Here is a 26,617-nt window from a genome sequence, read left to right on the forward strand (position 1 = left end):
TTATTTTCCTCCTAAAAATATTTTCTGTATTCGGATGTCTTTGCCGATTAGCTTTACCATCTGATAGTTACTTGCAATCCGGGAAAAAGTTCTCTCGGAATAGGTGGATGAAAAATCCTCCAGTGTCAGATTGGTTGAAATGACCGTTGATTTACGTCGAGCAATACGCTCGTTGATGCATAAAAATAACTGAGAGGATACAAAGCTGTTGGTAAGCTCTGTGCCCAGATCATCAATGATCAACAGATCACAGTCAAGGATGAAATTCTCGCCCGGAGCTGTCTCGGATTTTCTGGAAAAAGCCGTCTGAGCCATGCTGTCAAACAGGTCAAACGCAGAAAAATACAAAACGCAGTGAGAACTTTCCAGAAGTGCATTGGCGATGCAGTGGGAAAGAAAGGTTTTCCCGACGCCGGTGCTGCCGTAAAAAAACAGATTCTGGAAACGGGAATCAAAGTCCTGCACAAAATTCCAGGCGGTGTCATAGGCCCGCTGTGCTGTCTGGCGGGCGGTTAATCCTGTTGCTTCATTTTTTATTGTATCAGAATACCAGTCAAAAGAAAAGTGTTCAAAATTTTCTTTTTTGAGAATCTCTGTGAGATTGGACTGTGTATAAAGAAGCTCGATCTCGGCTTTTTTGAAACAGGAACACTTGCGGTGTCCGTCAGTATAGCCGGTATCCTGGCATTCGCGGCAGAAATAATGCGGTCTCAGGTAATCGGCAGGAAAGCCGTTTGCCTTAAGAAGAGAGATCCGCTCTTTGGCAAGTGCGGCGACTTCCTGACGCAGTTCTTCGATCGAAGCAGGCTGTCCGAGCAGCAGGGCACGAGCCTTGCGGGCACTCAAAGATGCCACTTCCTGGTCGATCTCCAAAAGTCTTGGAACTTTGGAATATGCTTCCCTGCGCCGTTCCTCCAGGGCACGCTGTACCTCAGACTGACGACGGCTGTATTCTCTCATGATGGTATCATATTGAAAATTTTGTAAAGCCACGTTATCTCCTTTGAAAATCAGATAAGTACTGTCGTTACTGCGAACGGAGTGAACAGTTACGTTCTGTCTATTGATTCAGCAGATGCTTTTCGTATTCATCAAAATCATACTCTCGCTGCTGAAAATTGTTGAAACGGTTATTAGAAGCAGGTGCGGCCGGTTTCCTGGCATTTTTTTTGTTCTGGCGGCGTTTCTGATGTTCACTGTCCAGAGAGCGGATATCATCGAGAGTTCTGACCTCTTTTTTCTTCCATCCCTCAAGAATCTTGTCTGTATACTGGAAACTCGCCTGGCCGGTCTGGAGTACAGTGCGGCTGCATGCCTCCTGAATGATCTCCATGGAAAAACCGTAGGTTTTAAGCCAGGTATCCATAAGTGTAACCTCTGTCTCAACAGGATTACGGTTAGTGATCCCCAGTGCTTTAAGAATAGCGAAGTATTCCCGGCTATAGCGGGAGCAGGATTGTTTTGCCTGCTCAACAGTGGTGACTCCGTTTTCTGCCCAGGCAATGGCAACTTTCTCAATATAACGGATGCTCTTATGATTATGACTGACGCAGTACTCAAGGAGATACTCGATAAGATCTGCACTCAGCCCCAGTCCGTCATAAAAGAAAAGCAGCTTCTGGCTTTCGGTAGGAGTCAGGGTCTTGCCAAGATACTGTTCGGCAATGTAAAGAATCTGAATGATCTCTTCATTCTGTTTCAGTTCACGGATCCGGTCAGGCGTCAGTTCCTGCTTCTGCTTAACAGAGGCTTCGTCTGTGGAAGTTTCAGGAGCGGAAACTGACACTGACGCTGACGCTGGTGAAACTGCCGGCTGTTCTGCTGCGGAAGCAGTTTCCCGGGAGGCGGAAACAGAAGAAACTGTCTGCTTCTGTCCGTCGGGAGAGAGCAGCACGATACCGCAGAGTTTATTGCTGTCTGTGAAATCAAGGGCGATCAGTTCCTGCTTTGCCCAGTATTTCAGTGCACGGAGAATATCTCTCTCGGTACACAGCAGACGATCTGCCATCTGCTCCAGACTGAAAGAAACCGGAGCATTGGAGAGTGAACGTAAAAGGTAGATATATACTTTGACGAACTCTCCATTTGCCTCCGGCATATAATTGTCAATAAATGTGTTCGATAAAATCGTGACCTCCATAAGGGAGGAGTTCTGTAATGTGATCGTTGCCATGAAATATCGCTCACTTTCTAAGAAAATTCCGGTTATATGCCGTCAAAACAACGGCAGATTGGAACAATTGGATTATAGCACAACCTTTTTCAAATGAGAATAGGGTATTTTGCTGCGAAAGATTTCCACAATAAAATGTGGATAATGTGGATAATGTGGAAAGAAAAACAGTAATAAAATTATCTGCAACCAGGATAAATGTCGAAAAAACGCATAAAATAAAGGATTTTGAACTGACTGCATATACACTTATGTAAACGACAAAGAGTAATAAAAATCCACATGCTATGTGGCATTAAAAATGTGCATAAGCATGTGGATAATGTGGATAACTTACTTTCCGAGAAGCTGTTCTCCAATATTTACAACGTCTCCGGCCCCCATAGTTATCAACAGGTCACCCTGTGTACAATTCTCGAGTAAAAAGTTTTCGATTTCATCGAAGGTTGGGAAATATTCACATGGAGTACCAAGATCCGCAATCAGTTTCTGGAGATCAGCGGAGGAAATCCCGAGGTTATCCGTTTCTCTGGCTGCATAGATGTCAGCAAGGACAACATGGTCTGCCAGGGAAAGAGCTTTGGCAAATTCAGGAAGGAGAGCCTTGGTACGGGTATAAGTATGCGGCTGGAATACACACCAGATTTTTTTATGTGGATAATTCTTTGCAGCGTGGAGAGTTGCCTCGATTTCTGTTGGATGATGTGCATAATCATCAATGATCGTGACTCCGCCGATCTGTCCCTTGTACTGGAATCTTCGGTCTGTTCCGGTAAAGCTCTTAAGTCCCTCAAAAATAACATCATCAGAAAGATCAAGGAGCTGTCCGCAGGCAATGGAGGCCAGTGCGTTGGAAACATTGTGGATTCCCGGAACTTTGAGAGAGCAGGTTCCGATTGGACTGCCGTTATGGAGTACACGGAAGGAAGCGTGTCCGAATTCATCATAAGTGATATTGTCGGCAGTGTAATCTGCTTCTTTCTCCAGACTGTAGGTGATGACCTTACATGGAAGCTCCTTTATGATCTCCTCGTATTTCGGAGTGTCGGCATTGATGATCAGTGCGCCGTCTGCCGGAAGAAGCTCAGCAAATCTGCGGAAAGAATGACGGATGTCATCAATATCCTTAAAGAAATCCAGATGATCAGCATCTATATTGAGGATAATACTGATCTTTGGGAAAAAGCTTAAGAAGCTGTTGGTGTATTCGCATGCTTCGGTAAGGAAGGTCTCTGAATTACCGACACGGATGTTTCCTCCGATTGCCGGAAGGATACCGCCGACACTGATGGTAGGATCACAGTCTCCTTTAAGAAGAATATGAGAGATCATGGAAGTGGTGGTAGTCTTTCCGTGAGTTCCGGATACAGCGATCGGGGTATCGTAGTTGCGCATGATCTGTCCGAGAAGCTGTGCCCTGGTGAGCATTGGGATTCCTTTTTCCTTTGCACAGGAAAATTCAGGGTTGTCCGGATGGATTGCTGCTGTATAGACAACGACATCAACAGAATCCTTAATGTTGGAAGCACGCTGTCCATAGTAGAGAGTTGCACCCTTGCTTTCAAGAAGGGTGGTCAGCGGGCTTTTTTTAGAGTCGGAACCGGAGATGGTAAAGCCCTCCTCCAGGAGAACTTCGGCCAGTCCGCTCATGCTGATTCCGCCAATACCAATAAAATGGACGGCGATTGGTTTGTGAAAGTCTATCTGATACATAATAAAAATCTCCTTATTTTTGCTGAAGAGTTACTTCTTATTTTTAAATATTATACCTCTTGTAGATAAAAATGAAAAGTCCAAGTTTTGATGATAGAAAAAATACGGCGTGAAAATTGAGAAATTGTGCATAATTCACATAGAAAAATGAGATATGGTTCGGAAAATAAAGAAAAGGTGTGCAATAAATATAAAAAAAATAAAATTAATACAAGAAAATTGTAAATAATGTTCACTAATCTGGGGAGATATGATATAATTAGGAAATCAAATATAACAAGAGGTGAGTGCATGATCAAGAAAGAAATGATTGCCATGCTTCTGGCGGGCGGTCAGGGCAGCAGACTTGGAGTATTGACAGCTAAAGTAGCAAAACCAGCGGTCGCCTTTGGGGGAAAATATCGTATCATAGATTTTCCGCTGAGTAACTGTATTAATTCAGGCATTGATACAGTGGGAGTTCTGACTCAGTATCAGCCACTGCGTCTGAACACACATATCGGAATTGGAATCCCGTGGGATCTGGATCGAAATGAAGGCGGTGTGACTGTGCTTCCTCCGTATGAGCGGAGTGACAACAGTGAATGGTATACCGGAACAGCGAATGCAATCTTCCAGAATCTTGATTACATGGAACAGTACAATCCGGATTATGTGCTGATCCTTTCCGGGGATCACATTTATAAGATGGACTATGAGATAATGCTGAATTTCCATAAGGCAAATAAAGCGGATATTACGATTGCATGTATGCCTGTTCCGATGGAAGAAGCAAGCCGATTCGGGATTATGGTGACGGATGAGAAGGGACGTGTGAGGGAATTCGAGGAGAAACCGGAGAAGCCGAGCAGTAATCTGGCTTCCATGGGAATTTACATATTCAGCTGGCCGGTATTGAAGGAAGCTCTGCTGGCACTGAAAGCACAGAGTAACTGTGATTTTGGTAAGCATATCCTTCCTTACTGTAAAGACAAAGGGCAGAGACTTTTTGCCTACGAGTATAATGGCTACTGGAAGGATGTAGGAACTCTGGGTTCCTACTGGGAAGCGAATATGGAACTGATCGACATTGTTCCGGAGTTTAACCTGTATGAAGAATACTGGAGGATTTATACAAGGGGAGATATCATTCCGCCGCAGTATATTGCAGAAGATGCAGTGACGGATTGCTGTCTGATCGGAGAGGGAACGGAGATTTATGGTGAAGTATATCATTCCGTGATCGGACCGAATGTTGTGATCGGAAAGGGAACGGTAGTAAGAGATTCCATTATCATGCGGAATTCTGTGATCGGAGAGAACTCTGTTCTAGACAGGGCAATCATAGCAGAGGACGTCACGATTGGAAATAATACTGTTGTTGGATGCGGAGAAGAAGCAAAGAATGTATTTAAACCTGCTGTTTACGCATTTGGACTTGCTACGATCGGAGAACAGAGTGTCATACCGGACAATGTTAAGATAGGAAGAAACACTGCAATTTCAGGAATTACTACAGCAGAGGATTATCCGGAAGGAATTCTTGAGAGTGGACAGGTGATCAGAGCAAAGGATGGTGAGCAGTCATGAAGGCAATCGGGATTATCCTTGCAGGAGGCAATAACAGCCGCATGCGGGAATTGTCGGACAAGAGAGCAATCGCAGCAATGCCGGTAGCCGGAAGTTACCGCAGTATAGATTTCGCACTGAGCAATATGGCAAATTCGCATATACAGAAGGTTGCCGTTCTGACTCAGTATAATGCAAGGTCTCTGAATGAACATCTGAGTTCATCCAAATGGTGGGATTTTGGACGTAAGCAGGGAGGTCTGTTTGTATTTACACCTACGATCACCAAGGACAACAGTCTGTGGTATCAGGGAACGGCAGATGCTATTTACCAGAATCTTACTTTCCTCAGAAACAGCCATGAGCCGTATGTAGTCATTGCATCCGGTGACTGTATTTATAAGATGGATTACAACAAAGTCCTGGATTTCCATATTTCCAAACGTGCGGATATTACAGTTGTCTGCACAACCTGCAGAGATCAGAGTGAAGTGGAACGCTTTGGTGTAGTCCGCATGAATGACGACTTCAGGATTGAAGAATTTGAAGAGAAACCGATCGTATCCAATTATAATACGATCTCAACCGGTATTTATGTTATCCGGAGAAGACAGTTGATCGAACTGCTGGAGCGGGCTGCCCAGGAAGGCAGACATGATTTTGTAAACGATATTCTTATTCGTTACAAAAACCTCAAACGAATTTACGGCTATAAGATAGATTCCTACTGGAGCAATATTTCTACCGCAGAGGCATATTATCGAACCAATATGGCATTTCTGCAGCCGGAGATCCGGAATTACTTCTTCAGACAGGAACCGTCGATCAAGACAAAGATCGACGATCTGCCACCGGCAAAATATAATCCGGGAGCGGTCGTAAAGAACAGTCTTGTTGCGAGTGGATGCATTGTTAATGGTACGGTCGAGAATTCTGTACTGTTCAAGGATGTCTATGTCGGCAACAACTGTGTGATCAGGAATTCTGTGATTCTTAACGACGTTTATCTGGGAGATAACGTGCGGCTGGAGAATTGTATCGTGGAAAGCCGCGATACGATCAAGGCAGATTCCTGCTACAGCGCAGAAGACGGAAAGGTCAGAATCGTTGTAGAAAAGAATGAAAGGTACGTATTATAAAACAAATACAAAATACAAGGCAATGCGTGCGTATGAAAGGTGAAAGGGGCAGCAATACAATGAATATTACAGATGTACGTGTGAGAAAGATTGCAAAAGAAGGAAAGATGAAAGCGGTCGTATCGATCACACTAGATGATGAGTTTGTGGTACATGATATCAAGGTGATCGAGGGAGAGAAGGGCCTTTTTATCGCAATGCCGAGCCGCAAGGCAACGGACGGAGAGTATCGTGACATCGCTCATCCGATCAACTCACAGACAAGGGATCGCATCCAGGGTCTGATTCTGGAGAAATACCAGGAACTTCTGGCAGCAGAAGAGGCAGAGGAAGTAGAGGAAGCTGTCGCAGAATAAACACGGTGGCATTGTTTGAAGATGAATTTCAAGTCAGCGTAATTTTTTTGTAATACATATAGTAGATATGTGGTAAAATCGCGACCTTTTATTGAAAATGTTACGTGAATGTTACAAAGATTAAATAAAAGTGTTGATTTTATGAAAAAATGTGTTATACTGAGTGTACAAAAAAATTACGAGGTGTTTATATGAAAAGTAAGAAAGTTCTTTCACTGCTGATAACATGTGCAATGACTGCTTCTATGGGAACAACCGTATTCGCTTCTACAGAAGATCAGATAGCCGCAGCACAGGCTCAGAAGCAGGAAGCGCAGGCAGGACTTGATCAGACTCAGGCAAACATCAGTGGTCTGGAGAGTAAGAAACAGGAACTCGAATCCTACCTGTCAGAACTGAATTCACAATATAATGAACTGACAGAAAGTATTTCTCAGTTAAGCACACAGGCTGCTGAGAAAGAAGATGAGCTGAATAAAGTCAAGGTTGCCCTTGCCAGTGCACAGAAGGCAGCGATCAAGCAGAAGGAAGCAATGTCTGACCGTATTCAGTACATATATGAGAAGGGCGGTACAACAATGTTTGAGGCACTGATCTCTGCAGGAAGTCTTTCTGAACTCCTGAATCAGGCCAACAGCATTTCCGAGCTTTCCAAATATGACAGAAATATGCTTGAGAAATACGAAGCAACTCAGAAGAATATTGCCGAGCAGCAGAAGAAGGTTGAGGATGAATCTGCTTCCATCAACACGATGCTTGCAGAGAAAGGCTCCAAGCAGCAGGAAGTTCAGAATCTTGTTGCAACAACAAGTGATAACATCAGTTCCTACGTAAACCAGATCAGTGCAAACCAGGAAGAGGCAGAGGTTCTTATGGCTCAGGTGAGCAGCGCTGATAACGATATCGCAGTTCTGATGGAGCAGGCTGAGCAGGAGAGAGTAGCAGAAGAGGCGGCAGCAGAAGCTGCAGCACAGGCAGCAGCTGAGGAAGCGGCAAGCGAAGAAGAGTCTTATAGTGAAGATTCTTCCGAATCCGACGAAGATACTTCCAGTGATGAAGCTTATACAGAGGACGAGTCTTCTGATGCTTCCTATACAGAGAATGATTCTGATTCCGAAAGCTCTGATGACAGCTATTCTAATGATGAAGAAGCAGGAACTATTGATGATGACAGTCAGTACACAGACGCATCTGAGGATACATCCAGTGATGATTCTTCTACAGAGGATTCCTCTGATTCCAGCGATGATTCTTCATCTGATAGCAGTTCATCTGATTCTGGTTCATCTGACTCCAGTCAAGGAACTTATCTTGGAAACTTTAAGCTTACAGCTTACTGTAACTGTGCAACCTGCTGCGGAACAGCAGGAAATGCAACAGCAAGTGGAACTATGCCGGTGGCAGGACGTACTGTAGCCATGGCAGGTGTACCGTTCGGAACAAAGCTCCTTATCAACGGAAATGTTTATACGGTAGAGGATCTTGGAACTCCATATGGCCATGTAGATATCTACTGCAGCAGTCACAGCGAAGCTCTGAGCTTTGGATTACAGTATGCGGATGTTTACCAGCTGAACTAATATGAATTTACAATAAGAAAGCCTGTACTCCGGGACTACTTGACGCTTGGACAAGTAGATCTCAGGGCACAGGCTTTTTTCTTTATATTCAGTCAGAAAGATTTTGGGGTCTGTATTAAAGATATGGCACTCCGGGGATTTCCGGATAGCTTCCCATTCCGATGAGCAGTTCCAGACCGACCTGACGCGCTTCAAGGACAGCTGCCTTGACAGCACTTGCATCACCCGAAATTCCAAGAATAACTTCGTTGGAATGGCTGGTTCCGATGCTTGGAGTCATGTAGCAGGTGATGCTTACTGCGGACGCTTTCATTGCGGTATCAGCCATTACAAGGCCGATAGCAGCCGGAGATCCGGCCATGAAGCCAAAGGCTTCCCCGGGAATGGCGTGGAAAGCTTTCTGCAAAGCTGCACCGGCACTGGCAGAAAATGTAAACTCCAGATGACCGGAATCACTGATATAAAGCTCACCGGCGTTTTTCTTAGTGAGTTCAAGACCGAGTTCGATTGCGTGACGCACATCGGAAACATCATTGCCGCCGATCACGATATAGTTGCCGTGACCGCCCCAGCCCTTGGTATCTCTTGGAAATTCTATGGACAGGACTTCTGTATTGGTTGCTTTTACGGCATCGTCAATTGCAGTGATCTGTCCGGCCGCACCGGTTCGGGAACTGAAAAGCCCGAGGGTATGATATTTCGTTCCTATATTCATTTCTTTTAATAAGGTATCATCAATTCCTGAGATGACCAGACCAATCGTGTCAAGGACAGCAGTTCCGACAAATTCTGTTCTTGAGCAGTGAGTGCTGATACTTTTTACATCTATCATAGTGGATCCTCTTTCCGTCCGCCATAAGTGGGCGGGTTCTTCTGGTTTTTGTGAGTGAATGTTACAGTGAACCTGTTATCTATAATATAGCGTATATCGGAAATTCTTGCAAGAAATTGGAAAATAGAAATTTTTTATTTTTTTTCAAAAAACTGTTGACAATTCAAAAACCATATAATATAATATATCTTGCGTTGAACGACGTAGGAAAAATAAATAACGAAGTGTGGCTCAGTTTGGTAGAGCGCTGCGTTCGGGACGCAGAGGTCGCAGGTTCAAATCCTGTCACTTCGACTACTTGGCAGGGGCACCGAAAGCTTTTGAGATAGAGCTTTCGGTGTTTTTTTGTTAGGGCAAAGCCCTGTTTTACATTGTGGAGTTTTTCGTTGATCCGAAAAACGGAACTTTGGAAAACAAATAAACCACCTGCTGTGCGGGTGGTTGAAGTTCTTTACTTATTCACAAATAATGTGTTCGGGCGCAGAGGGTTCACGAGGTCCGGGGGACCTCGGTTTTGAACCGACCGAAGCGGAGCGTAGAACGCAGGTTCAAATCCTGTCACTTCGACTACTTGGCAGGGGCACCGAAAGCTTTAGAAATAGAGTTTTCGGTGTTTTTTTGTTAGGGCAAAGCCCTGTTTTACATTGTGGAGTTTTTCGTTGATCCGAAAAACGGAACTTTGGAAAACAAATAAACCACCTGCTGTGCGGGTGGTTGAAGTTCTTTACTTATTCACAAATAATGTGTTCGGGCGCAGAGGGTTCACGAGGTCCGGGGGACCTCGGTTTTGAACCGACCGAAGCGGAGCGTAGAACGCAGGTTCAAATCCTGTCACTTCGACTACTTGGCAGGGGCACCGAAAGCTTTAGAAATAGAGTTTTCGGTGTTTTTTCTTTGTTTATCCAGGGAATCTCTTAAAAAGAGGTTCCTTTTTTGTATTTGGTATTTGGAATGAAAGTGTTTCATGATGTATCAATAAAGCAAAAACGCTTTGCAGAGATACGATCAGATGTCAGTGGAATAAGTACATTAGTTTTTGGTGATAATGGAAAAATACTGCCAGAGAACAGCACGAAATGGGCTGAGAGAAAAGGAAGTCTATATGAGGAATAAAGAGAAGGATTATAAAAGATTTTTGAAAAATTCACCAACATCACAGTGAAAAATCTGTGCGAGTGCAAGGAGTTCACTGACTTGGATGTTCATCCGGTTTGTTTCCAGCTTGGCGTAAGTGCTCTTGGAGATGGGAATCCCCATGAGATTCAGACGGGCAATTACCTGATCCTGCGTGAATCCATTAAGATAACGCACCTGCTGGATGTTTCTGCCGATGTCCAGGTCGGGTCTTATTTTCTGCATTTTGTTTTCCTCATAGATAATATTTCGCAATAAAGAAATATCTGTGTATTGATGATAATGAGGAATTCTTTTATAATGTTTCGTAATAGAGAAACATTTATTGTTTATCCTGAAGTAGAAAAAATATAGCATATAAAACGATACAACTGAGCTGATGGAGGAAGTGAAGGACGGTATGGGGACAGAAAAAGAGAACGAATTATCATATTTATGTGGGATGATCCAGAGTGGAAAAATTTCGCATAAAGATGCCATACATTATCTGGATTTGATGAAAGAAGAGTATGAGCTTGAAGAAAAACAGTTTGATGGACTTTATGCAGAGTGGATACGAAACGGAGATATAGGCAGAGAACTGAACAGAATCGGAAAACAGGAAAAGGATCCAGATTCCAGGAAACCGTATGATTATGTTCTGGATGGCCTGTATGAGATGGTGGAATATGGAGAAATAGATCTGGAGATGGTGACAGAAAATCTGTGGGAGGATCCCTATGAGGTGCGAAAAGATCCGGTGAAAGGTTATACGGGGTTTTATCCGGAATTTCCAGGATGCATCGGATACGGAGAAAATCAGGAAATGCTGCGTATGAATATGAAGAAAGCTCTCAGAAACTGGATTTATGCAGCGTATGCACAGTGGACTGAAAGACGGATCATCGGGGGAAAGTGAGAAGGGTATATTGGAAGCTGCAAGCTCATATACATAAGTGATGAGCAAATCCGGGAGGTTCTGGTTTGGCAAAATACCAGCGCTTTGTGGCGTATGTATATGAGTATCAGAAAGGAAAAAAAGGAAATAACTGTGGCTTCATAAAAGTAGAAGCCAGGGAACAAGTGTGCCTGATGGAGGTTCATCTGAGATGCCCAGGCCTGATCGCGGGTATGGAGTGTACTGTCTATGGATTTGTGAGAAGAAAGGGACTGCTGGAAGGGAGCAGAATCGGAAAATTTCGAACAGAAGCCGGCAGAATGGATTGTCTTCTGGAAACACAGACAATGGCAGTCGGGCATGGAAAGATACCGCTTGGTGATATGAACGGGATGATCCTCATTCTGGATAGTGGCGGATTTTTTGGAACGGAGTGGGATGACCGACCGATCCGGCCGGAGGATTTCCAGGAGATGACGGAAGAGGCGGAACAGAAAACAGAGCCTGCAAAGGAGGATGAACAGGTTCATACACAGTCTGTGCAGGAATCTGAGATGACAGAGTGTCCGGAGCCTTTGAAACCGCAAAAATATCCGCCGCACAAGCCGGAACCGGGCCGTCCGGAGCCCGCACCTGTTGGTGTACCTTGTGAGGCGTTTGGTGATGGCGAGATGACAGAATGCCGCAGGATTACTATAGATGAACTCTGCCGTCTTGGACGCCGTGTCTGCATGCTTCGAAACAATCGTTTTCTGCAGTATGGCTATCATAATTTCGGTCATCTGCTTTTATGCTGTACTCGCGACGGTCAGTGGATGCTTGGTGTTCCGGGAGCATATGATCAGCAGGAAGGTTTTATGGCAAATATGTTTGGCTTTTCTTATTTCAAAGAGAGCCGAGATATCCAGGTCCCAAAAGGAAAGGGAGGCTACTGGTACCGGTCAGTCGATGCCCCGAATTTCAACCCTTGAGATGGTTTTTAGAAGAATGCTGCGGAAATGTTCCAGTTCTTCCAGAGAATAGCTGCTGAATCCAGGCTGCAGAACTTCATCGGAGTCTTTGTAAGCCTGGAGATAGTAGGCTCTGGCACCCTTCAGCCAGGTTCCGATTTTATAAAAATCATCTTCGCTGTGCAGTTCACGGACAACCGTGGTGCGGAATTCGTAGTCCAGATTTCCGTGCAGCAGGAAGTCAACTGTCTGCTGTACAGAATCCAGGTCAGGGTGAAGAAGACCTGTCAGGGAAGGGTAATTTTGGGGACAGGCTTTGATATCCACGGCAGCCATCTGGATAAGATTTTTCTCGGCAAGATTTTTCAGAACTTCAGGATGGGATCCATTGGTATCCAGTTTGACAGAATATCCCATTTCGTGGATTTTGCGTACAAAGGGCTCCAGATCTGCACTGAGTGTGGGTTCTCCTCCGGAGATGCAGACTCCTTCCAGAATACCGGTTCGCTTCTGCAGGAAATTTAAAACTTCTTCTTCGGAAATTTTCGGTTCGGTAGAAGGGTGCAGGACAAGCGGGCTGTTCTGGCAGAAGGGACACCGGAAATTGCAGCCGCCAAGAAATATGGTTGCGGCGACCCGGCCGGGATAATCAAGCAGGGTAGTTTTGTTCAGACCATGTATATGTGGCATAATTTTCTCTTCTTTCTGAGATGATAATTTTGGAATCAGAACTTCTGGCATTTTAAAAATGAGACCGTTTCCGATTCAGAACTCTGATAATTTATTTTAGTGATTTGACGTTGATTTTGCAAGGGGATTTCTTTATACTGATAACGGAAAAAGGAGGAGAAGGTGTTGACAGAGCAGGAGAAATTTATGAAAGAAGCAATCCGTCAGGCAAAGAAAGCGAGAGCACTGGAAGAAGTTCCGATCGGCTGTGTGATCGTGTCTGAGGGGAAAATTATTGCAAGGGGATATAATCGGAGAAATACGGACAAGAATACATTATCTCATGCAGAACTGAATGCGATCCGCAAAGCGAGCAGGAAGCTCGGCGACTGGCGGCTGGAGGGCTGCACCATGTATGTAACACTGGAACCATGCCAGATGTGTGCAGGTGCACTTGTGCAGTCAAGGATTGATGAAGTAGTGATCGGGAGCATGAATCCCAAAGCGGGATGTGCAGGTTCTGTTCTGAATCTTCTGGAAGTGGAGGGATTTAATCATCAGGTAAAGACGACCAGAGGTGTACTTCAGGAAGAGTGCTCTGCAATGCTGTCTGATTTTTTTAAAGAACTCCGTGAAAAGAAAAAACAGCGTAAAATGCTTGCGAAACAGGAGATACAGAAGATGCAGAACTGCGAACAGTAGAACTTGTTTTTTATGGAAATCGTGCTATGATAAAACAGAGAGTGAGCGCCGGGGCTGTGTGCCGGATGGCGGTCATATCATGTAATAAACGAGGAGGAAATGAAAATGACAGTAGAAGCATTAAGAAAAGACATGGTTGCAGCCATGAAGGCAAAGGACAAAACAACAAAGGATGCAGTATCTTCTCTGATCTCAGCAGTTAAGAAGGTTGCTATTGATGAAGGGTGCCGAGAGGACGTGCCTGAAGCATTGGTTGACCGTGTGATCCTCAAAGAATTAAAGACAGTTAAGGAACAGCTTGATACCTGTCCGGAAAACCGTGACGATCTCCGTGCGGAATATCAGGCAAGATATGATGTGATCGAGAAATATGCGCCGCAGCAGATGAGTGCAGAAGAGATCAGGACATATCTCGAAGAAAAATTTGCAGAAGTTCTTGCAACAAAGAACAAAGGACAGATCATGAAAACTGTTATGGGTGACCTTAAAGGTAAGGCAGACGGCAAACTTATCAATCAGGTGGTAGCAGAAATCTGCCAGTAAAAAATACTCCGGGGACAATCTGTCTCCGGAGTATAAAAAATTCTCTCTTTTCCGCGCGCCGCACTTCGAAATGTTCCCATGGACGTTACCTCTACAGTTAACTCGGCCCAGGCACCCTCACGGCACACAAGAGGTTCTGCTTAGTGCTGCTGCATTCCTGCCCTGACACGGTTCACAGAGTCCTGTTGCGTGAGACCCAAACGTCAACGCCACTTATAAAGGGCAGCCCCACAGGAGACAAGCCTCAGATTGGCATCACCCCTGCTGTAGCGGATTGCAGGTACAGGGCACCGCTATCTCCCCGGCTGCGCGGAACTTAAGTATAGACGATTTTTGTATACTTGTCAAGAGGGGGCAAAGTATTATATAATAGAAAACAGATTGCAGATGCTTTTTTGGACTGATTCCATAAATAACTGTAAAATCTACTTTAGATAAAAAATCATGCGCTATGAGGAGGAACTGTTCTATGATCAAAAGAATCGGAATGTTAACAAGTGGCGGTGACTGCCAGGCTTTAAATGCCACAATGAGAGGTGTTGTGAAGGCTCTGTCTAATACAGTGGATGACCTGGAGGTTTACGGCTTTGACGATGGATACAAAGGACTGATCTACGGCAAGTACCGTATGTTGACTGCAAAAGATTTCTCCGGTATTCTGACAAGAGGAGGAACTATTCTTGGTACTTCCCGTCAGCCGTTTAAGCTGATGCGTGTGCCGGATGAGAAAGGTCTGGATAAGGTTGAGGCTATGAAGCAGACTTACTATAAGCTCTGCCTGGACTGTCTTGTCATCCTTGGAGGAAACGGAACGCAGAAAACAGCCAATCTGTTACGAGAAGAGGGATTGAATATCATTCATCTTCCAAAGACCATTGATAATGACATCTATGGTACAGATATGACATTTGGATTCCAGAGCGCAGTAAATATTGCCACAAACGCAATTGACTGTATCCATACAACAGCAACTTCTCATGGCCGTGTATTTATTGTGGAGATCATGGGTCATAAGGTTGGAAGCCTGACCCTTCATGCAGGTATCGCAGGTGGTGCAGATATTATCCTGATTCCTGAAATTCCGTATGATATCAAGAAGGTATGTGCTGCAATTGACAAACGTAATAAGGAAGGCAAACGCTTCACGATCCTTGCAGTAGCAGAAGGTGCGATCTCCAGGGAGGATGCAGAACTTCCGAAGAAGAAATACAAAGAGAAACTCGAAGAAAGAGCGAAGAAATATCCGTCCGTTTCTTATGAGATCGCAGATCAGATCAACAAGGTTATCGGAAGTGAAGTCCGTGTAACAGTTCCGGGTCACATTCAGCGTGGTGGTGAGCCGTGTCCGTATGACCGAGTTCTTTCCACAAGAATCGGCGCAGGTGCGGCAGAAGCTATCCTGGATGAGGAATATGGCATTATGGTTGGCATCATCAATGGCAAGATCAAGAGAATCCCACTTGCAGAATGTGCAGGCAAGCTCAAGATGGTTTCTCCTAAGGATCAGATTGTTAAAGCTGCCAAGCAGATCGGTATCAGCTTTGGAGACTGATCACTGCCGGACAAAGAGTAAACAGTAACGAATAACTGCCGCCGCGGGAGTTTTCCTGCGGCGGTTTAATGCCTGGATAAACGGTGGTAAAAGAATATGCCAGGCTGGAAAAGGAGTGTAGTTATTTATGAGTTATACTGCCCTGTACCGAAAGTTCCGACCTGATAATTTTGCTGATGTCAAAGGGCAGGATCACATTGTGACAACGTTGACAAATCAGATCAATGCCAGCCGTATCGGACATGCCTATCTGTTCTGCGGGACGAGAGGTACCGGTAAGACAACGGTGGCGAAGATTCTGGCGAAGGCAGTGAACTGTCAGCATCCTGTCAATGGAAGTCCCTGCAACGAATGTGAGATGTGCAGAGCAATCCAGGCAGGAACTTCCATGAATGTGATCGAGATCGATGCCGCATCCAACAATGGCGTGGATAATATCCGTGAGATCCGTGAGGAAGTGACCTATCGTCCTACAGAGGGTAATTATAAGGTGTATATCATCGATGAGGTGCATATGCTTTCTACGGGAGCCTTTAATGCCCTGCTTAAGACACTGGAGGAACCACCTTCTTATGTAATTTTTATACTGGCTACGACGGAGGCACATAAGATTCCGATCACGATTCTTTCCAGATGCCAGAGGTATGATTTTCACAGGATTTCAATCGATACAATCGCAGACAGATTGACGGAACTTCTTCATGCAGAAGGAGTGGAAGCAGAAGAAAAGGCGGTTCGCTATGTGGCGAAGGCCGGTGATGGTTCCATGCGAGATGCCCTGAGTCTTCTGGACCAGTGTATTGCTTTCTATTTGGGCCAGACACTGACTTATGATAAAGTTCTGGAAGTTTTGGGAGCTGTAGACACCGAAGTGTTCAGTAAGCTTTTAAGGAAGGTTCTGACCGGTGATGTAACCGCGGCGATCCGTATTCTGGAGGAGCTTATCGTAGGAGGAAGGGAACTGAGCCAGTTTGTAGGAGATTTTACATGGTATATGCGAAATCTTCTTCTGGTCAAAACTTCCGACAATCCGGAGGAAGCAATTGATGTTTCGTCTGAGAATCTCAGACTTCTTAAAGAGGAGAGTGAGATGACGGACATTGATACACTTATGCGGTATATCCGTGTTTTTTCTGAACTCTCAAATCAGATTCGATTTGCCACACAGAAACGTGTTCTGGTAGAAATTGCTCTGATCAAACTCTGCCGGCCGGCGATGGAGACAAATCTTGATTCTGTTTTGGATCGTATTCGGGTACTGGAGCAGAGAATTGATGAGCGGCCGGTTCAGCAGGTGGTTGTCCGAAGCGGCGATGAGTCCGTGACAGAAATGCGGAAGGAACCGGTAGTACCACCTCAGAAAGCGGCACCGGAGGATCTGCAGAAGATCGTGGCAGGATGGAAGGTGATCGTTGGTCAGACAACGGCAGCATTCAAGCAGGCACTTCTGCAGTCTGTGCCAAAGTACAATGGGGAAACCGGTGAACCGGTGCTGTATGTGGAATTTCAGACTCCGTTAGGACGGCTGTATCCGGATGATTCTGATGCGAAGAAGGAATTACAGGAAATCATAGAGAAACAATTGGGTAAAAGCATTGAACTGCATATGCTTGTGGCAGAAGATCATCAGCAGACAAATCTGTCTCAGATTACAGTGGATCAGGCGATCCGCGAAAATATCCATATGGATGTTCAGATAGAAGAAGAACCGGGTTCACACCTGGAAGACTAAAATAAAATGATATGGAGGAATAAAAGTTATGGCAAAACGTGGAGGATTTCCGGGCATGGGTATGCCTGGCAACATGAACAATTTAATGAAACAGGCTCAGAAAATGCAGCGCCAGATGGAAGAGAATCAGAAGGCACTGGAAGAAAAAGAATTCACAGCAACTGCGGGCGGTGGAGCTGTAGAGGTGACAATTTCCGGTAAACGTGAGGTTACCAAAGTTAAGCTTGATGAAGAAGTTGTAGACCCGGACGATATCGAAATGCTGGAAGATTTAATCGTGGCTGCTACAAACGAGGCGCTTCGTAAAGTAGAGGAGGAATCCGCAGCAGTAATGTCAAAACTGACAGGAGGCCTTGGAGGCCTTGGCGGAGGCCTTCCGTTCTGATGGAATATTACAGCACACATATCAATAAGCTGATAGAACAGCTTTCCCATCTGCCGGGGATTGGACCGAAGTCTGCACAGCGGCTGGCTTTTCATATCATGAATATGCCGAAGGACCAGGTGGGACAGCTGGCGTCTTCCATCACGGAAGCCAGAGAGAAGGTCTGCTACTGCAAGAACTGCTGCACGCTGACAGATCAGGAGCTTTGCCCGATCTGCAGCAATCCGAAGAGGGATTCCGGCACGATTATGGTAGTGGAGAATACAAGGGATCTGGCTGCGTATGAGAAGACCGGCAAGTATGATGGAGTATATCATGTGCTTCACGGTGCAATCTCACCGATGCTTGGAATCGGGCCAGATGATATCCGTCTCAGGGAACTGATGCAGAGGTTGCAGAAGGACGATATAAAAGAAGTGATCATTGCGACAAACTCCAGTCTGGAGGGCGAAACGACAGCAATGTATATAAGCAAGCTGATCAAACCTACAGGAATCAAAGTTACCAGGATCGCCAGTGGCGTACCGGTGGGCGGAGATCTGGAATACATTGATGAAGTGACACTGCTCCGCGCACTGGAGGGCAGAGTGCAGCTTTGATAACAGAAAGAGGGGATGAACTTTGGCGAAAAAAAAGGTGACTTCCTCCCAGGTGGCAGAAAAAGCCGGGGTTTCTCAGGCTACGGTATCCATGATTCTTAATCGCAGAAATAATGTTTCTTTTTCAGAAGAAACCATTGAGAAGGTAGAGCGTGCTGCCAGAGAACTGGGATATGAACTGCCGCATCGAAAACATAAGAACAACAGCAAAAAAGAAAAACTGATCGTTGTTTTTTGTCCGACCCTTACCAGTCCATATTATGTTCTACTGCTTCAGGGAATCGAGTCCGTGGCAAACGAAAAGGGATATGGCGTCTTTATCTGCAATACGCAGCGAGATGCCAGACTGGAAGAGCGATATCTGAGGATGATCGGAAATATAGAACCGCAGGGGATCATTTATGCCTGCAATCCTCATCCGGATTTCCAGCAAAAAGTAGAAGAACTGGCAAGAAGAATTCCACTGGTCATCATCAGCAACAAAGAAAAGACAACAACCGTGGATGCGATCAATCAGGATAACACAATGGTGGGAAGACTGATGGCGAGACATCTTCTGGATCTGGGACACAGAGATGTGGCATTTATCACACCACCGCTGACCAGAAGGCAGTGGCAGCGATCCAGAAGAATCGATGGTTTTGTAAAAGAATACGAAAAAGAAGGACTTGGCGGTCATGTTTTGATCAAGGCAGCAGATGAGTCGATAGACCGGAGGATGCCGCGAATGGATTCGGAATATTCCATGGGATATCAGCTTACGATGGAGCTTCTCAGGGAACAGAAGCAGTTCACCGCGATTGCCGGACAGAATGATATGATGGCAATAGGCGCTATTGATGCATTGGAGAAGTCCAGAATACGTGTTCCAAAGGATGTCTCTGTAATCGGATGTGATGATATTTTTTATTCCGGTATCCGGAGACTTTCCCTGACGACGATCGATCATTTTGTCGCACTTAAGGGCAGAGATGCCTGTGATATCATCATAAGAAAGATCACTACAAATGATCAGTTTTACACGGGGCTTCAGCCGACAAGCCTTTATAATATTGAATACACACCGAAGCTGATCGCCCGCAAAACGACAACTTATGCAAAAACCTCCGGTATTTCAAAGCCAGTAAAATAAGAAAAAATAAATATACTGAATAAAATTATTATTAATAATTTTTGGCTTGCAGCTGTGGAAAGCGTGAAAAAACCGTAAACTGTGCATAGGTTTATACAAAAAGCACGGGATTTCCGCGGAAAAGTATTAATAAAAAGTAAAATTATTAATAGAAAAATTATTAATAATTTTGCCCCTCCTTGACCTGAAAAAACTATCTGTTATAATGAAATCATCAAAGCGATGTTAGCAAAAACGCAGAATTCAGGAGGGAATATAATCATGAGATTTTTTATTGACACAGCAAATGTAGAGGATATCCGTAAAGCAAATGATATGGGAATTATCTGTGGCGTTACCACAAATCCGTCCCTGATCGCCAAAGAGGGAAGAGATTTCAATGAAGTAATCAAAGAAATTACAGAAATCGTAGATGGACCGATCAGCGGTGAAGTAAAAGCTACCACAACAGATGCAGAGGGAATGATCGCAGAAGGACGTGAGATCGCCAAAATCCATCCAAACATGGTAGTTAAGATTCCTATGACAGTAGAAGGACTGAAAGCAGTTAAAGTTCTTTCCAAAGAAGGAATCAAAACAAACGTAACACTTATCTTTACTGCAAATCAGGCTTTACTTGCTGCAAGAGCAGGTGCTACATATGTATCCCCATTCCTTGGAAGACTTGATGATATTTCTACAGATGGACTTCCGCTGATTCGTCAGATCGTTGAAATGTTCGAGGTAGCCGGAATCACAACACAGATCATCTGTGCAAGTGTTCGTCACCCGATCCATGTAACAGAATGTGCTCTGGCAGGCGCTGATATCGCAACAGTACCATACAAGGTTCTTGAGCAGATGACCAAACATCCTCTGACAGATGCAGGAATCGAGAAATTCCAGAAAGACTACAAAGCAGTATTTGGTGAGTAACTGTTAATAGGTAATATCCCTAAAATACTGGCGATGATATATATTGCTTGACGAATGCTGAGATTGGTTGTAGCATGAGTCTGTCGTAAACTAATAAAAGGAGAATTAGATCATGGAGAAATTAGAACTTCAGAAAATTGCGAACGAAGTCCGCAAAGACATCGTGACCGCAGTTCATGCTGCAAAAGCCGGCCATCCGGGCGGATCTTTATCAGCAGCAGATTTATTCACATACCTGTATTTTCAGGAAATGAACATTGACCCGAAAGATCCTAAGAAAGCAGACAGAGACCGTTTTGTACTTTCCAAAGGACATACAGCACCAGGACTTTACTCTGCACTGGCTGAGAGAGGATATTTCCCGAAAGAAGATCTGAAGACACTTCGTCATCTTGGATCTTATCTGCAGGGACATCCGGATATGAAACATATCCCGGGTGTTGATATGACGAGTGGTTCTCTGGGACAGGGAATCTCCGCAGCAGTAGGTATGGCACTTTCTGCAAAACTCAGCGATGAAGCTTACAGAGTATATACTCTCCTGGGAGATGGTGAGATTCAGGAAGGTCAGGTATGGGAGGCGGCTATGTTTGCAGGCTTCCGTAAACTGGACAACCTGGTAGTGATCGTGGACAATAACGGACTTCAGATTGATGGTAAAATTGATGAAGTCTGCTCTCCGTATCCGATCGATAAGAAATTTGAGGCATTTAATTTCCATGTGATCAATGTTGAAGACGGAAATGATATGGATCAGCTCAAGGCTGCATTTGACGAGGCAAGAACAGTCAAGGGAATGCCTACAGCAATCATTATGAAGACAGTTAAGGGTAAAGGTGTATCCTTCATGGAAAACCAGGCCGGATGGCATGGCAAGGCTCCGAATGATGAGCAGTATGCGCAGGCAATGGAAGATCTGGAGAAAGTAGGTGAAGCATTATGTCAGAAGTAAAGAAAATTGCTACAAGAGCAAGCTATGGTGCGGCTCTGGTGGAACTTGGAAAAGAACATGAGAATCTTGTTGTTCTGGATGCTGACCTTGCTGCAGCTACTCAGACCGGAATGTTTAAAAAGGAATTTCCGGAACGCCATATCGACTGCGGTATCGCAGAATGTAATATGGTAGGAATCGCAGCCGGACTTGCAGCTACCGGTAAGGTTCCTTTTGCCAGCACATTTGCCATGTTTGCAGCAGGACGTGCTTATGAGCAGATTCGTAACTCTGTAGGATATCCGCATCTTAATGTTAAGATCGGTGCAACTCATGGCGGAATTTCTGTTGGTGAAGATGGTGCAACTCATCAGTGCTGCGAAGATTTTGCACTTATGAGAGTTGTTCCTGGAATGGTTGTTATGTCTCCGGCAGATGACATTGAAGCAAAGGCTATGGTCAAAGCTGCTTATGAGTATGAGGGACCGGTTTATATGAGATTTGGTCGTCTGGCAGTGCCGGTGATTAATGATAATCCTGATTATAAATTTGAAATGGGTAAAGGTATCGTTCTTCGAGAGGGTAAGGATGTTACTATCGTTGCAAATGGTCTTTGCGTGGCAGCTTCTCTTGAAGCAGCAGAGAAGCTTGCAGCAGATGGAATTGAGGCAAAGGTTATCAACATCCATACCATCAAACCACTTGATGAGGAACTGATCGTTGCAGCAGCAAAAGAAACCGGAAAAGTTGTCACAGTAGAGGAGCATTCTATTATTGGCGGACTTGGCGGTGCTGTATGCGAATGTCTTGCAGAGAAAGCTCCTGTACCGGTAAAACGTATTGGTGTAAATGACAGATTCGGTGAATCCGGACCGGCTGTGGCTCTTCTTGAGAAATACGGTCTGGATGGAGAGGGCATCTACAAACAGGTTAAAGAATTTGTTTAAAATCTGTTTTGGATAAAGGAATCGACTCCAGAATTCCCTGTACGATTTTATCTGCAAGGAAGATTACAGTGGACAGACGGGTTGTCTGCAGCGTAAGCTGCTCAAGCACGCCTGAGACATTGACGATTCCGGTAATATGAATATGGCCTACAGACGGAAGCTGTTTATGAATTGCAGCACCTGGGTGAAGTGCACCATTTGCAATGGTCACATAGCCCAGGTGCTTTTTTTCGCCAAGAGAAGCATCTATGGCGATAATCAGAGCATTTGGATGGTGCGTCTGGATGTGCTGGTATATATCTGTAAGATTTAAGGCATGAACAGGCTGGAACAGTGTCCCATAGACAGAAAAAACTGTTCCGGAATAACTACTGAGTTTTTGCCCGACAAAGGGACCGAGACAGTCTCCTGTGACACGGTCGGTTCCTATACAGAGAAAGACAAGTTCTGACCAGCTATTCCGATAATGGAGAATGCACTGCCTGAGAGAGCCGGAGATTTTACAGACAGAGTCGGTCTGCCTGGCATTAATATAAAAAGTCATAAGGATTCCTCTTGTCTGGTTTGCGGTAACGTTCTGTTTCATTGTATCCGTGTCTGCGAAGAATTATGCAGGTGCAGAATATGTCGTTAAATTTTGGGGAAAAGGTTTTATATTACGATAAAATCTGCGGTGTGGATATGCTATTCTGATGCCTGAAGGGGTGATTGGATATGATAGAGGTCATCTATAAAGATGAAAAGCAGGAGATGAAAGATGGAACCACAGAATGGGAACTGCCTAAGAATATACGTCAGATAGGACTTGTCAGCGGGGATTACAGAATCTATATTGAGGACTATGTATATACCTTCCTGCACAGGGCTGCACAGACGAAGGGTCGTGACGAAGAAAATGGGAGCTGTCTGGCGATTCTGCTCGGTGAAGCCCGGTGGCGGTCTGGAAATGGCGTGGTATTTATCAGAGGAGCTCTTTTGACGGAAGGGGAAGAGATCAGTGAAGAGCATATTGAGATCACGCAGAATATGTGGCAGACAATTCATGAAGAACAGGAAAAATATTTTGAAGGACAGGAGATTGTGGGCTGGTTTCTGGCATGTCAGTCGCTTTCTATGGAGGCCTCGGAACTGATCCAGAAAGTACACAGGAAACAGTTTGGAGCAGAAAAGATAGTGATGCTTCTGGATACGGCAGAACAGGAGGAAGCTTTCTTTCGTTATGAAAATAATTTCCTCGTAAGACAGAGCGGATACTACATTTATTACGAAAAAAATATCCAGATGCAGAACTATATGCTGGAAAAAAATCCACAATTACAGAAAGAAGAGCAGGAAACGGTTCAGGATGATGCTGTCAAGGCATTTCGTTCACTTATTCAGAAAAAGAAGAAAGAAGATACGGAAGAAACAGAAGAGAAAACTTCTGTTTTTTCTTATGCCGCGGTTGCATGTCTGGCATTGACGCTTGTGGTAGCAGGGGCACGTTTTTACCGGAATCATCAGGCGGGACAGAAGCCGGAGGAAGAGATACAGACGGCTTCAGCGAATCTCAGACAGGAAATAAAGGTTACGCCAGCTTTGACAGCAGTGCCAAAAAGCACTGTATCTGCAGACAAAATGACACCGACTGAAACTCCAAAACCAACACCTACGGCAGATCCGACAACTGTTCCGACAGTCGGTATTTCAGAGAAAGAAGAACAGATATATAAGGAGGAAGCCGATGCCAGAAAAGCGAGAAGAAGAATTGAAAATAGCAGGAAGAATACGGAAACAGAGACAGCAGCGGCACAGACACAGAAGTCCTATACGATTCGTCCGGGGGATACCTTGTACCAGATAAGCATTGAAAAATATGGGACTATGGATAAAGTAACGGAGATTTGCCGGGCAAATGGGATTTCCGAGGATGAGATCATTTATCCGGGACAAATAATTGTATTGCCTTAAAAAGTTTGCTATAATCTGCATGTAACAAAAAAATAGATGATTACATAAGGTAAGGGTTAAAATGGCGAATATCCTAAAGAATCTAAGAAGAAAACGAAAAAGGAAAAAATCAATCATACCGCAAAAAACAGTGATCATGGTCGGCGCGGTCGCGGCTGTTGCGATATTGATTTATTTTTATGTAGAGAAACGAAGTTATCATGACTATGAGATCCTTCAGACGAGTGAACAGGAAGATGTGGTTTCTACCGGTTATGATGAGATGGCGAACGGGATTTTGCGATATAGTCCGGACGGTGCCTCTCTTGTAAACAGCGGTATGGAAGCGTACTGGAGCGTTCTGTATGAAATGAAAAATCCTGTTGCAGACATTAAGGGAGACAGAGCTGTTGTGGCAGATCAGGATGGGACCTTGATCGAGATTTTTGATAAGGATGGAGAGACGGGCAGTATAACAACATCCTATAATATAATCAAGGCGAGGGTTTCGTCGCAGGGAATGGTGGCTGCGATCCTGGATGGCGGTGATGCAACATGGATTAATTTTTATGGTCCGGATGGTTCTCTGATCGCAGAAAATCAGACGCATGTAGCGGATCCAGGATATCCTATGGATGTTGCAATATCTGATAACAGTGATATTATGATGGTGACGTACCAGTTTGTCGAGGGCAGCCAGACAACCAGCTATGTGGCTTTTTATAATTTCGGTGATATAGGTCAGAGTGAGGACGACCGTATTGTAAGTGGTTATACTTATGAGGGTGCTGTGATCCCTCAGATTGAATATCTTGACAGCACCAGGTCGGCAGCTCTTAAGGATAATGGATTTACCATCTATTCGGGGACACAGATTCCGAAGGAAGGTACAACCGTAGAAGTCAAGAAAGAGATCGTAAGTACATTTTTTGATGAAAATACGATCGGACTTGTGTTTAAGAGCGGAAAGAAAGATAAACAATATACCATGCAGGTGTATGGTATTGATGGAACTCTTCGGTTTGAGAAGGAATTTAATGTTCCTTATACAACGATCAAGATGAGTGATGGCTGTATCCTTATGTACAACAGCTCTCAGATCTGTGTGATGAACAGTCGCGGATCAGAGCGCTATAATGGAACGATTGACGGTACTATTAATAACTTCTTTAAGATTGGCTGGAACAAATACATGCTTGTGCTGGACAACGGCGTCAATGTGATAAAATTTAAGTAAGGGGCAGCAGATGAAACTGACTTGGTTTGGAATAGTAATTTTACTTATATTGATTTTGTTTATATGGATGGGATACAGACGAGGATTTATCAGAGAAATTGTTTCGTTTTTCTTTGTATTTCTGTCATTGTCGCTTGCGTGGGCAATCAATCCATATATAAATGATTTCCTTATAAGCGAAACTCCTGTTTACAGTACGATTCAGGAAACGTGTACGGATTTTGTGCAGAAGCAGAGCAGTGATCTGGAAAATGAAATGGAAAGTTCCTCGCAGTTTATTGATGGACTTAATCTTCCGGAGATTCTGAGAAAGAATATCGAAAAAAATAACAATACAGAGAATTATGCCGAGCTCTCGGTGAATACTCTGACGGAATATGTCTCAGGGTATCTTGCAAGAACGATTGTAAACGGGCTTTCCTATGTGCTGGCATATATATTGGCAACCATTGGAATCAGGATAGTGGTCTATATACTGAATCTGATCGCAGGACTCCCGATTCTGAAAACGGCAAATAAACTGACCGGAGGGCTGGTTGGGTTTGTGAAGGGTCTGGTATTTATATGGATATTGTTCCTGATCCTGACGGTATTGTGCAGTACAGAGATTGGTAAGACATCACTGGAACTGATTGAGAAGGACAGCTTATTGAGTGTGATATATCAATATGATCCCTTAATCCAAATTTTTACAAAAATCTTCTAAAAAACTCTTGACGAATAAAAATAACGATGATATACTTAAATCCGCTTCGAGATGAGGCGGATTTTTTCTGGAATTCATTGAATTGAATGTAAAATAAAATCAGAAAAAAATAAAAAAGTTCTTGACATTCAAATGAGAATGCGATAGAATAAACGAGTTGCTGATGAGCAACGAATCACACAAAAGTTCATTAAAAAGTTTTGAAAAAACTTAAAAAAGTTCTTGACAAGACAAAATGAACGTGATAAAATGAATGAGTTGTCGAGAGATGGCGAAACAAAGAACCTTGATAACTAAACAGTGAAACACATACGATTCTCGAAAATTCTTAACGAA

At 44.2% G+C, this 26,617-nt stretch carries 27 protein-coding genes, 1 tRNA gene and 1 other RNA gene; 21 read left to right on the forward strand and 8 right to left on the reverse strand.

Going from position 1 to position 26,617, the window contains the following annotated elements:
* The 3 genes from GT674_RS04740 to murC form a co-directional block, all read right to left on the reverse strand.
* Complete coding sequence (locus GT674_RS04740) at window positions 1–993, reverse strand: ATP-binding protein (protein ID WP_161284654.1); 993 nt, start codon at window positions 991–993, stop codon at window positions 1–3.
* A gap of 67 nt (window positions 994–1,060) precedes the next feature.
* On the reverse strand, window positions 1,061–2,173 hold the full coding sequence (locus GT674_RS04745; RefSeq protein WP_161284655.1) for a DnaD domain protein: 1,113 nt from the start codon (window positions 2,171–2,173) through the stop codon (window positions 1,061–1,063).
* Window positions 2,174–2,506: 333 nt separating this feature from the next.
* Window positions 2,507–3,886, reverse strand: coding sequence for a UDP-N-acetylmuramate--L-alanine ligase (gene murC, locus GT674_RS04750; RefSeq protein ID WP_161284656.1), 1,380 nt, complete (start codon window positions 3,884–3,886; stop codon window positions 2,507–2,509).
* A gap of 291 nt (window positions 3,887–4,177) precedes the next feature.
* On the opposite strand from murC, the gene GT674_RS04755 reads away from it, so the two are divergent.
* From GT674_RS04755 to GT674_RS04770, 4 genes are all read left to right on the forward strand, one after another.
* Window positions 4,178–5,455: a glucose-1-phosphate adenylyltransferase gene (locus GT674_RS04755; RefSeq protein ID WP_161284657.1), complete on the forward strand. Its 1,278-nt coding sequence runs from the start codon at window positions 4,178–4,180 to the stop codon at window positions 5,453–5,455.
* On the forward strand, window positions 5,452–6,573 hold the full coding sequence (glgD, locus tag GT674_RS04760) for a glucose-1-phosphate adenylyltransferase subunit GlgD (protein ID WP_161284658.1): 1,122 nt from the start codon (window positions 5,452–5,454) through the stop codon (window positions 6,571–6,573). Before GT674_RS04755 ends, glgD begins: the two co-directional genes overlap by 4 nt.
* Before the next feature lie 59 nt (window positions 6,574–6,632).
* Entirely contained in the window at window positions 6,633–6,929 is a 297-nt protein-coding gene (spoVG, locus tag GT674_RS04765; RefSeq protein WP_161284659.1) for a septation regulator SpoVG, read from the forward strand.
* A 191-nt stretch (window positions 6,930–7,120) separates the two neighbouring features.
* Window positions 7,121–8,509, forward strand: a complete 1,389-nt coding sequence (locus GT674_RS04770; protein ID WP_161284660.1) for a PcsB-like coiled-coil domain-containing protein — start codon at window positions 7,121–7,123, stop codon at window positions 8,507–8,509.
* Between the two features lie 115 nt (window positions 8,510–8,624).
* Here GT674_RS04770 and pduB read toward each other — a convergent pair whose 3' ends face one another.
* On the reverse strand, window positions 8,625–9,341 hold the full coding sequence (gene pduB, locus GT674_RS04775) for a microcompartment protein PduB (protein ID WP_161284661.1): 717 nt from the start codon (window positions 9,339–9,341) through the stop codon (window positions 8,625–8,627).
* 220 nt (window positions 9,342–9,561) lie between these two features.
* Between pduB and GT674_RS04780 the strand changes: the two genes are divergently transcribed.
* Together GT674_RS04780 and GT674_RS04785 are read left to right on the forward strand one after the other, a co-directional pair.
* Window positions 9,562–9,635, forward strand: a tRNA-Pro gene (locus tag GT674_RS04780).
* Between the two features lie 639 nt (window positions 9,636–10,274).
* Entirely contained in the window at window positions 10,275–10,454 is a 180-nt protein-coding gene (locus GT674_RS04785; protein WP_161284662.1) for a hypothetical protein, read from the forward strand.
* Between the two features lie 9 nt (window positions 10,455–10,463).
* Here GT674_RS04785 and GT674_RS04790 read toward each other — a convergent pair whose 3' ends face one another.
* Complete coding sequence (locus GT674_RS04790; RefSeq protein WP_161284663.1) at window positions 10,464–10,700, reverse strand: helix-turn-helix domain-containing protein; 237 nt, start codon at window positions 10,698–10,700, stop codon at window positions 10,464–10,466.
* Window positions 10,701–10,875: 175 nt separating this feature from the next.
* Between GT674_RS04790 and GT674_RS04795 the strand changes: the two genes are divergently transcribed.
* Both GT674_RS04795 and GT674_RS04800 read left to right on the forward strand, forming a co-directional pair.
* Window positions 10,876–11,373, forward strand: a complete 498-nt coding sequence (locus tag GT674_RS04795; RefSeq protein ID WP_161284664.1) for a type II toxin-antitoxin system HicB family antitoxin — start codon at window positions 10,876–10,878, stop codon at window positions 11,371–11,373.
* Window positions 11,374–11,438: 65 nt separating this feature from the next.
* Window positions 11,439–12,323, forward strand: a complete 885-nt coding sequence (locus tag GT674_RS04800) for a DUF6128 domain-containing protein (protein WP_161284665.1) — start codon at window positions 11,439–11,441, stop codon at window positions 12,321–12,323.
* Here GT674_RS04800 and GT674_RS04805 read toward each other — a convergent pair.
* Window positions 12,294–12,992, reverse strand: coding sequence for an anaerobic ribonucleoside-triphosphate reductase activating protein (locus GT674_RS04805; RefSeq protein ID WP_161284666.1), 699 nt, complete (start codon window positions 12,990–12,992; stop codon window positions 12,294–12,296). The genes GT674_RS04800 and GT674_RS04805 overlap by 30 nt on opposite strands.
* A 165-nt stretch (window positions 12,993–13,157) precedes the next feature.
* On the opposite strand from GT674_RS04805, the gene tadA reads away from it, so the two are divergent.
* Window positions 13,158–13,673, forward strand: a complete 516-nt coding sequence (tadA, locus tag GT674_RS04810) for a tRNA adenosine(34) deaminase TadA (RefSeq protein ID WP_161284667.1) — start codon at window positions 13,158–13,160, stop codon at window positions 13,671–13,673.
* 105 nt (window positions 13,674–13,778) lie between these two features.
* The gene (locus tag GT674_RS04815; RefSeq protein WP_161284668.1) at window positions 13,779–14,216 is read left to right on the forward strand and encodes a GatB/YqeY domain-containing protein; all 438 of its coding nucleotides are present in this window, start codon (window positions 13,779–13,781) and stop codon (window positions 14,214–14,216) included.
* 51 nt (window positions 14,217–14,267) lie between these two features.
* Here GT674_RS04815 and ffs read toward each other — a convergent pair.
* Window positions 14,268–14,529, reverse strand: an RNA gene (gene ffs / locus GT674_RS04820) — signal recognition particle sRNA large type.
* A gap of 156 nt (window positions 14,530–14,685) precedes the next feature.
* Here ffs and GT674_RS04825 point away from each other — a divergent pair.
* From GT674_RS04825 to GT674_RS04860, 8 genes are all read left to right on the forward strand, one after another.
* On the forward strand, window positions 14,686–15,768 hold the full coding sequence (locus GT674_RS04825; protein WP_161284669.1) for a 6-phosphofructokinase: 1,083 nt from the start codon (window positions 14,686–14,688) through the stop codon (window positions 15,766–15,768).
* Between the two features lie 127 nt (window positions 15,769–15,895).
* Complete coding sequence (dnaX, locus tag GT674_RS04830) at window positions 15,896–17,500, forward strand: DNA polymerase III subunit gamma/tau (RefSeq protein ID WP_161284670.1); 1,605 nt, start codon at window positions 15,896–15,898, stop codon at window positions 17,498–17,500.
* Window positions 17,501–17,528: 28 nt separating this feature from the next.
* Window positions 17,529–17,885, forward strand: a complete 357-nt coding sequence (locus GT674_RS04835; protein ID WP_161284671.1) for a YbaB/EbfC family nucleoid-associated protein — start codon at window positions 17,529–17,531, stop codon at window positions 17,883–17,885.
* On the forward strand, window positions 17,885–18,484 hold the full coding sequence (gene recR / locus GT674_RS04840; RefSeq protein WP_161284672.1) for a recombination mediator RecR: 600 nt from the start codon (window positions 17,885–17,887) through the stop codon (window positions 18,482–18,484). Before GT674_RS04835 ends, recR begins: the two co-directional genes overlap by 1 nt.
* A gap of 22 nt (window positions 18,485–18,506) precedes the next feature.
* Window positions 18,507–19,616: a LacI family DNA-binding transcriptional regulator gene (locus tag GT674_RS04845; RefSeq protein ID WP_161284673.1), complete on the forward strand. Its 1,110-nt coding sequence runs from the start codon at window positions 18,507–18,509 to the stop codon at window positions 19,614–19,616.
* 261 nt (window positions 19,617–19,877) lie between these two features.
* Window positions 19,878–20,531 carry a fructose-6-phosphate aldolase gene (gene fsa / locus GT674_RS04850; RefSeq protein WP_161284674.1) on the forward strand — a complete coding sequence of 218 codons (654 nt, stop codon included), beginning with the start codon at window positions 19,878–19,880 and terminating at the stop codon, window positions 20,529–20,531.
* Between the two features lie 112 nt (window positions 20,532–20,643).
* On the forward strand, window positions 20,644–21,483 hold the full coding sequence (locus GT674_RS04855) for a transketolase (protein ID WP_161284675.1): 840 nt from the start codon (window positions 20,644–20,646) through the stop codon (window positions 21,481–21,483).
* Window positions 21,471–22,409 (forward strand): transketolase family protein, encoded by a 939-nt coding sequence (locus tag GT674_RS04860; RefSeq protein ID WP_161284676.1) that lies wholly within the window; start codon window positions 21,471–21,473, stop codon window positions 22,407–22,409. The genes GT674_RS04855 and GT674_RS04860 overlap by 13 nt, the downstream gene beginning before the upstream one ends.
* On the opposite strand, the gene yyaC is transcribed toward GT674_RS04860, so the two are convergent.
* Entirely contained in the window at window positions 22,393–22,995 is a 603-nt protein-coding gene (gene yyaC / locus GT674_RS04865) for a spore protease YyaC (RefSeq protein WP_243149059.1), read from the reverse strand. The two genes, GT674_RS04860 and yyaC, sit on opposite strands and share 17 nt — an antisense overlap.
* A 128-nt stretch (window positions 22,996–23,123) precedes the next feature.
* Between yyaC and GT674_RS04870 the strand changes: the two genes are divergently transcribed.
* From GT674_RS04870 to GT674_RS04880, 3 genes are all read left to right on the forward strand, one after another.
* The gene (locus tag GT674_RS04870) at window positions 23,124–24,359 is read left to right on the forward strand and encodes a LysM peptidoglycan-binding domain-containing protein (RefSeq protein ID WP_161284677.1); all 1,236 of its coding nucleotides are present in this window, start codon (window positions 23,124–23,126) and stop codon (window positions 24,357–24,359) included.
* Window positions 24,360–24,420: 61 nt separating this feature from the next.
* Window positions 24,421–25,575, forward strand: coding sequence for a DUF5711 family protein (locus tag GT674_RS04875; protein ID WP_161284678.1), 1,155 nt, complete (start codon window positions 24,421–24,423; stop codon window positions 25,573–25,575).
* Between the two features lie 10 nt (window positions 25,576–25,585).
* Window positions 25,586–26,281, forward strand: a complete 696-nt coding sequence (locus GT674_RS04880; protein ID WP_161284679.1) for a CvpA family protein — start codon at window positions 25,586–25,588, stop codon at window positions 26,279–26,281.
* Window positions 26,282–26,617 lie beyond the last annotated feature (336 nt).

Origin of the sequence: Blautia sp. BIOML-A1, assembly GCF_009883055.1 — a bacterium.
GTDB lineage: Bacteria > Bacillota > Clostridia > Lachnospirales > Lachnospiraceae > Blautia_A.

What these genes read in the sequence shown, in the direction of transcription:
- GT674_RS04745 (WP_161284655.1), bottom strand. Translation starts at nt 2,173, where the DNA reads ATGGCAACGATCACATTACAGAACTCCTCCCTTATGGAGGTCACGATT.
- murC (WP_161284656.1), bottom strand. Translation starts at nt 3,886, where the DNA reads ATGTATCAGATAGACTTTCACAAACCAATCGCCGTCCATTTTATTGGT.
- GT674_RS04755 (WP_161284657.1), top strand. Translation starts at nt 4,178, where the DNA reads ATGATCAAGAAAGAAATGATTGCCATGCTTCTGGCGGGCGGTCAGGGC.
- glgD (WP_161284658.1), top strand. Translation starts at nt 5,452, where the DNA reads ATGAAGGCAATCGGGATTATCCTTGCAGGAGGCAATAACAGCCGCATG.
- spoVG (WP_161284659.1), top strand. Translation starts at nt 6,633, where the DNA reads ATGAATATTACAGATGTACGTGTGAGAAAGATTGCAAAAGAAGGAAAG.
- GT674_RS04770 (WP_161284660.1), top strand. Translation starts at nt 7,121, where the DNA reads ATGAAAAGTAAGAAAGTTCTTTCACTGCTGATAACATGTGCAATGACT.
- pduB (WP_161284661.1), bottom strand. Translation starts at nt 9,341, where the DNA reads ATGATAGATGTAAAAAGTATCAGCACTCACTGCTCAAGAACAGAATTT.
- GT674_RS04790 (WP_161284663.1), bottom strand. Translation starts at nt 10,700, where the DNA reads ATGCAGAAAATAAGACCCGACCTGGACATCGGCAGAAACATCCAGCAG.
- GT674_RS04795 (WP_161284664.1), top strand. Translation starts at nt 10,876, where the DNA reads ATGGGGACAGAAAAAGAGAACGAATTATCATATTTATGTGGGATGATC.
- GT674_RS04805 (WP_161284666.1), bottom strand. Translation starts at nt 12,992, where the DNA reads ATGCCACATATACATGGTCTGAACAAAACTACCCTGCTTGATTATCCC.
- GT674_RS04815 (WP_161284668.1), top strand. Translation starts at nt 13,779, where the DNA reads ATGACAGTAGAAGCATTAAGAAAAGACATGGTTGCAGCCATGAAGGCA.
- GT674_RS04825 (WP_161284669.1), top strand. Translation starts at nt 14,686, where the DNA reads ATGATCAAAAGAATCGGAATGTTAACAAGTGGCGGTGACTGCCAGGCT.
- dnaX (WP_161284670.1), top strand. Translation starts at nt 15,896, where the DNA reads ATGAGTTATACTGCCCTGTACCGAAAGTTCCGACCTGATAATTTTGCT.
- GT674_RS04835 (WP_161284671.1), top strand. Translation starts at nt 17,529, where the DNA reads ATGGCAAAACGTGGAGGATTTCCGGGCATGGGTATGCCTGGCAACATG.
- recR (WP_161284672.1), top strand. Translation starts at nt 17,885, where the DNA reads ATGGAATATTACAGCACACATATCAATAAGCTGATAGAACAGCTTTCC.
- fsa (WP_161284674.1), top strand. Translation starts at nt 19,878, where the DNA reads ATGAGATTTTTTATTGACACAGCAAATGTAGAGGATATCCGTAAAGCA.
- GT674_RS04855 (WP_161284675.1), top strand. Translation starts at nt 20,644, where the DNA reads ATGGAGAAATTAGAACTTCAGAAAATTGCGAACGAAGTCCGCAAAGAC.
- GT674_RS04860 (WP_161284676.1), top strand. Translation starts at nt 21,471, where the DNA reads ATGTCAGAAGTAAAGAAAATTGCTACAAGAGCAAGCTATGGTGCGGCT.
- yyaC (WP_243149059.1), bottom strand. Translation starts at nt 22,995, where the DNA reads ATGAAACAGAACGTTACCGCAAACCAGACAAGAGGAATCCTTATGACT.
- GT674_RS04870 (WP_161284677.1), top strand. Translation starts at nt 23,124, where the DNA reads ATGATAGAGGTCATCTATAAAGATGAAAAGCAGGAGATGAAAGATGGA.
- GT674_RS04875 (WP_161284678.1), top strand. Translation starts at nt 24,421, where the DNA reads ATGGCGAATATCCTAAAGAATCTAAGAAGAAAACGAAAAAGGAAAAAA.
- GT674_RS04880 (WP_161284679.1), top strand. Translation starts at nt 25,586, where the DNA reads ATGAAACTGACTTGGTTTGGAATAGTAATTTTACTTATATTGATTTTG.